At 32.8% G+C, this 5,831-nt stretch carries 6 protein-coding genes; 5 read left to right on the top strand and 1 reads right to left on the bottom strand.

The window, feature by feature from the left end; translation table 11 throughout:
- Positions 1-232: 232 nt before the first annotated feature.
- From HOG71_10335 to HOG71_10315, 5 genes are all read left to right on the top strand, one after another.
- Positions 233-1,633, top strand: coding sequence for an aspartate aminotransferase family protein (locus HOG71_10335; GenBank protein ID MBT5991235.1), 1,401 nt, complete (start codon positions 233-235; stop codon positions 1,631-1,633).
- Positions 1,634-1,927: 294 nt separating this feature from the next.
- Positions 1,928-2,383: a hypothetical protein gene (locus HOG71_10330; GenBank protein ID MBT5991234.1), complete on the top strand. Its 456-nt coding sequence runs from the start codon at positions 1,928-1,930 to the stop codon at positions 2,381-2,383.
- 208 nt (positions 2,384-2,591) lie between these two features.
- Entirely contained in the window at positions 2,592-4,280 is a 1,689-nt protein-coding gene (locus tag HOG71_10325; GenBank protein ID MBT5991233.1) for a beta-lactamase family protein, read from the top strand.
- Positions 4,277-4,885, top strand: coding sequence for a hypothetical protein (locus tag HOG71_10320; GenBank protein MBT5991232.1), 609 nt, complete (start codon positions 4,277-4,279; stop codon positions 4,883-4,885). The genes HOG71_10325 and HOG71_10320 overlap by 4 nt, the downstream gene beginning before the upstream one ends.
- A gap of 102 nt (positions 4,886-4,987) precedes the next feature.
- Positions 4,988-5,557, top strand: coding sequence for a class I SAM-dependent methyltransferase (locus HOG71_10315; GenBank protein ID MBT5991231.1), 570 nt, complete (start codon positions 4,988-4,990; stop codon positions 5,555-5,557).
- 120 nt (positions 5,558-5,677) lie between these two features.
- Here the strand turns inward: HOG71_10315 and HOG71_10310 are convergent.
- Positions 5,678-5,831, bottom strand: a 154-nt coding sequence (locus HOG71_10310) for a hypothetical protein (protein MBT5991230.1), incomplete at its 5' end; no start/stop codon positions are given.

The raw sequence follows: 5,831 nt of genomic DNA, 5'->3' as shown, positions 1-5,831 counted from the left end.
TACTCTGTTTTGTCCTGCTTCTGTCAATATTTTTGGTCAGATTCTGCTCTTTATCATCCTAATTAATTAATGTACCTTCGAGTAAATTACTATTATCATTTTTCATCGAATTTAAAATATTTGTTTATTGTGGCATAAAGTCGGTAAATGTTGCTGAATAAGTGCTGGTGATAGTGTATAGTAAGTAGTTGTATGCCATTTGCACGAACATTCTGTAAACTATACTAATAAAATGACAAAATCGAACTTGCATAAACAAATGCGAAATGAGATGATTGATAAAGAAATATTCAATCAAGTCAAGGAGTATGCATTTGATTATGCCGATAATTCTTTAGAAAGGAATGTTTACCCAACAGATGAAGCAATTGAAAATTTGAGCGTATTTGATGAACAATTACCTGAAAAAATTGGCGATTCTAAAGTAATATTGGAAAGGCTGCATAAATTTGGCTCGCCTTCTACAGTTTCACAAATTGGAGGTAGATACTTTGGATTAGTCAATGGAGGCATTATCCCAGTAGCTTTGGCTGCAAAATGGTTAAATGACTTTTGGGATCAAAACACACCATTATATGTCACCTCTCCAATTACATCAAAACTTGAGACAATTGTTGAGGCTTGGTTGAAACAACTTTTTACCTTGCCTGAATCAACAGTAGCTGGTTTTGTGAGTGGTACATCAATGGCAATTTTATGCGCAATAGCTGCAGCAAGATTCAGAATTTACCAAAGGCTAAACTGGGATATAAATTCAAAAGGATTGATTAATGCTCCAAAGATTAGAATTGTTGCAGGGAAGCAGGCACATGGAACGGTTTTAAAAGCTGTTGCTTTACTTGGTTTTGGAAAGGATAATATCGAATGGGTTGATGTTGACGCACAAGGACGAATTATACCAGAAAAAATACCGGTGTTAGATAATAAAACAATCTTAATTCTTCAGGCAGGAAATGTAAATTCTGGTTCATTCGATGCGTTTAATGTGATTTGCGATAAAGCAAAGAAAACAAATACCTGGATTCATATTGATGGTGCATTCGGATTATGGGCAGCAGGATCCAAAAAGCTGAGTTATTTGACAGATGGAATAGGAAAAGCGGATTCATGGTCTGTTGACGGACACAAAACATTAAATACACCATATGATTGTGGTATAGTATTATGCAGGGATAAAGAAGCCTTAATTTCTGCACTACAAGCAACAGGTTCGTATTTCGTGTTTGGAGACAATAGAGATGGCATGCTTTACACTCCAGAAATGTCAAGAAGAGCAAGAGCAGTAGAACTTTGGGCTACCATGAGGTACTTAGGTAAACAAGGGATTGATGAGTTAGTTTATGGATTACATGAAAGAGCTAGACAATTTGCAAAAGAACTCAAAGAAAGCGGATTTCAAATTTTAAATGATGTGGTTTTTAATCAGGTTTTAGTTGCTTGTGATACTGATTATGAAACGGAAGAGACTCTTAAAAATATTCAAGAAATGAGAGTATGTTGGTGTGGAGGTTCTTTGTGGTTTGACAAAAAAGTAATCAGGATTAGTGTTTGTTCATGGGCAACGACAAAAAATGATATCAATTTGTCAGTTAAATCATTTGTAAAGGCAAGAGAATTGACAAAATTGAATTAAAAACGGTATACAACACAAACTTTAAGTTATGTCAATAAAGTCAGCCTTCGTTATAACTTCGGCTGACAAGGACGGCCTTCGTTTTAACTTCGGCTGACAAGGACAGCCTGCGTTGAAACTTCGGCTGACAAGGACGGCCTGCGTTGAAACTTCGGCTGTCAAGGTTTTTGGATTTTAGGAATTGGTGAAGAGAAGTGTTATTGTCACAGCTAAAAGCTGAACGGTTATAGTGCATTTTACAACTACATAAACGAAATGATTACAAGACAAATAAATTTTAAAAGTTGGCTGACTATGGGAAGCTTGTTCCTAATTGGATTGGGACTTTTTCTCTTGTTTTCTCCTTTGCTATTTTTATTTATTCTTATAGCCATCTATAGTTACTTTGACAATATTGCATTTAATAAAAAATACAAAGAATACCTTCTAACTATTGATGGGACAAATTTTTTCTGCTATAACAATAGAGCAAACAGTAAAGATTTCATCGAAAAGAATATTTTACCGACACTTACTCCCGACATCAAAGTAATCTATCTTGACGGTAAGACACCAAAGTCGGAATATGACCAAGGATTTATTTCAAAGGCACTTTACTCTATTAGTGATAGAAAAGGGTTTCCTTATTTACTGAAAATTTCGGATGGACAGCTTTTCGACAAATCAATTAACAATGACTTCTATAACACTATGAACCAAAACAAAGACATTGGACAACTAAGCAAAAAAATCAATTCATTCTATCAATGAAATTGTCAATTATAACAACGATATCCCCAGTTATTCATAGCTTGAATGAAATGGTAACTACGAATTCTACATTGTCAAAAGGTAGCTCATTAATGCCAAGATGAAGAAACAAAAGATTCAACATAAAAGCAAAAAAATCTATCTTTACATATATGGAAGAAACTATTAATTCCTTTGTTCATTTATCAAAATTTAAGAAATGTTTAATATGACAACAAAAAACTTGATAATTATCGTATTGATATTATTGGCAAAGCCTTTTATATATGCTCAAGATAATGAGCTGAAGATTCCGATAGATTCATACTTCGAAAAGTATGTGTTTGCTCAAGATGGGGAAACAAACATAGCTGGTGTATCAATCGTCATTACAAAGCAAAATGATGTTTTATTTATGGGGAATTACGGAACTGCAGATTTGGCTAATAAAACGCCTCTTACTGATCAAACAATATTTGATCTTGCATCGGTAAGTAAACAATTTACTGGAATAGCGATATCTCTTTTAGAACAGAGAGGTACCCTATCTAGTAGTGATAAAATAATCAAATATATTCCCGACCTGCCCGAAATAATGAATGAAATTACAATTGATCAATTGATTCATCATACTTCAGGTATAAGAGACTGGCCAATACTATTCGCGCTTCAAGGCAGACAGATGGATGAACAAATTTCGATGGAACTAATATTTGACTTACTGAAAAAGCAGGAAGGATTAAATTTCAGTCCAGGCACCTCATATTTATACAGCAATTCCAACTATAATCTTTTAGTTAAAATAATTGAAACGGTCACCGATACAACAATAAATTACTGGATGCACGAAAATATATTTAGTCCGATTGGAATGAATAATACATTTTATGTTGAAGATATTAGTGAAACAATTAAAAATGAAGCGAAATCCTATGTTTATTCAGCCCCAAACTATTTGCCTATTAAAAATAGGCTGAATGCCCCAGGCTCTAGCTCTTTGCGAAGTAACATAGCCGATATGTCAAAATGGATAGTGAATTTTCATAGCAAACGTATAGGAGGAGATAGTGTTTTTGACAGAATGATTCAAAAAGGTAAGTTGAAAGATAATAAGACTATTGAATATGGGTATGGCATATTAATTTCCGAAGTAAATGGCCAAAAAGCCTATACACATGATGGCGGATGGGCCGGATTCAGAACAGGCACTGTATACTTTCCTGAAAGTGGTATTGGTATTGTCGTATTAAGTAATGATGCATTCTTCCAGCCTACAAAAGCCATGAAAGATATTGCTGAGATTGTTTTTCCAAAACCTAAAAAGAATGTAACAAGTTCAAAGTCAGAAAACAAAGAAGAGATTAAAATCAATGATGAGTTTTTTAGTTTGTGTGCAGGTACATATCAGCAGATTGAAGATAAAGGAACTTTCTTAACTTTTTTCAAAGAAAATGATGAATATTTCTTGAACTTTAATGAACAGAAAACATTTAAGCTCTATGCAAAATCAGATTCTGTATTGTATATTAAAGAGGTTGATGCAGAATTAATATTTCACTTAGAAAATGGAAAAGTAAACAGTCATTCACTACATCAAAATGGCAGATATCACAAAGCTTTAAAAGTTTCGGAAGAACAAAAGGAGCAGAAAATTAACTACAAGAAACTAGTTGGTAACTATTATTCAAAAGAGCTTGATGTAAGCTATAAGGTTAAATATGAAAATAAGGAGCTGAAGGTGCATATTCCTAATGTGCTGATTAATATTCGTTTAGAGTATTCGGGAGATTTTACTTTTACAGGTGATTCTGGATTAATTCAAAGCATTACTTTTACTGAAGAAAAGAAAAAAATCAAAGGTTTTATAATAAATAGTTCAAGAGCAAAAAAACTGGTGTTTGAAAAAGTAAAAGAATGAAAGTTAGAATAAAAGTTTTAATACTCAGTTTTGGTCTGTTGTCTGTTACTGTTTTTGGTCAGGCTGATACTGATAAACCGCAAGTTCGAAAGACGTCATTTTTCATTGAACCCTATGTTTATCTGGGCTATATAAACGTATCACGAGCTACTAATCCATGGATGCTTACAGCTATTCCTTCCTTTAATGTTGGATTTAGATTTAAGGATAAGTTCAGCATGCAATTAGGGATTGATTACTATGAACTAAATGAATTACGTTATAATAACAGATGCGCATTTTATCCTTGCCCAAATGCCGAAGATCGAAAAAATATTGATGTTTTACTGGACATAAAATACAAAGTATTTCAGCGCGATAAATTCAGTATTGAACCATTTTTGAATGTGTATAGCGAAGTGTTAATGTATGAACTCAAGTATTATTTTCATAATAAAGAAATCGAACAATGGGAATCTGATTGGACTCCATACTTAACATTTACTTTTGTTTCTATTGGAGCATACTTCACCTACAGCCTATTTGATAAAATAGATTTATTTTTTGCTCCCAATATCAGGTATGATACTTTTGGTGCACGAATGGGAACTACATGCTATTTTTAATCATAAACTATGGTTATAAGCTTAAAATCAAAATTCCTTGATAATATTACTTAGATAGAAAAAAAACAGCGACTAATCGTTTTTGAAAATTAAGAATATAACATGGAAGGAGAATATTATAAAACCAAAAAATCTGTCGATGAGTATATTTATTTGGCAAAAGATGTTTCAGGGAAACAACTAATTGAGAAACTAAAACGGGTTTTACCAGCTAATTCAGTTATACTTGAAATCGGCTCTGGTCCTGGTACTGATTGGAGAATTTTGAACGAATCGTATAATGTCATCGGTTCAGATAATTCAACAGAGTTTTTAAATCATCTGATTAATGAAAATCCAATTGGGGAGTTCCTTGAGCTGGATGCTATCACTTTAAAAACAGACAAGACTTTTGATGGGATTTATTCCAATAAAGTAATACATCATCTAACCGACAATGAATTAATTGATTCTGTGAAAAGACAATATGAGATTCTAAATTCTGATGGAATAGTTTGTCATTCATTCTGGAAAGGAGAAGGTTCTGAAATTTTCAAAGGTCTTTTCGTGAATTATCATACTGAAGCTGGACTCACAGAGGTTTTTAAAAACTATTTTGAGATCCTGTCAATCGAAAAATATAAAGAGTTTGAAGATGATGATTCCCTTTTGTTAATTGGAAAGAAAAAATAACGCCACTATTATTCATAGCTTGAATGAAATGATAGCTACACGTGCTTTTTTATAACATTGATTGGATTTTTGATCATTACTTTTTCATTTTGTCAACAGCAGATAGAAATAGAGGCATAATTATACTTTATTTACCACAACTTTATAAGTAGGATCCTCCATAACATTCACATCAATAATTTGTTCAGCATTCTTCAATAGCTTTTTACAATCAGGGCTTAAGTGTTTCAGATGGATTTTCTTTCCAACTTTTTGATAGCGTTCTGTAATTTTA

Source organism: Bacteroidota bacterium (assembly GCA_018698135.1).
GTDB lineage: Bacteria > Bacteroidota > Bacteroidia > CAILMK01 > JAAYUY01 > JABINZ01.
This window is presented reverse-complemented; position numbering and strand designations above follow the sequence as displayed.

What these genes read in the sequence shown, in the direction of transcription:
- HOG71_10335 (MBT5991235.1), top strand. Translation starts at nt 233, where the DNA reads ATGACAAAATCGAACTTGCATAAACAAATGCGAAATGAGATGATTGAT.
- HOG71_10330 (MBT5991234.1), top strand. Translation starts at nt 1,928, where the DNA reads ATGGGAAGCTTGTTCCTAATTGGATTGGGACTTTTTCTCTTGTTTTCT.
- HOG71_10325 (MBT5991233.1), top strand. Translation starts at nt 2,592, where the DNA reads ATGACAACAAAAAACTTGATAATTATCGTATTGATATTATTGGCAAAG.
- HOG71_10320 (MBT5991232.1), top strand. Translation starts at nt 4,277, where the DNA reads ATGAAAGTTAGAATAAAAGTTTTAATACTCAGTTTTGGTCTGTTGTCT.
- HOG71_10315 (MBT5991231.1), top strand. Translation starts at nt 4,988, where the DNA reads ATGGAAGGAGAATATTATAAAACCAAAAAATCTGTCGATGAGTATATT.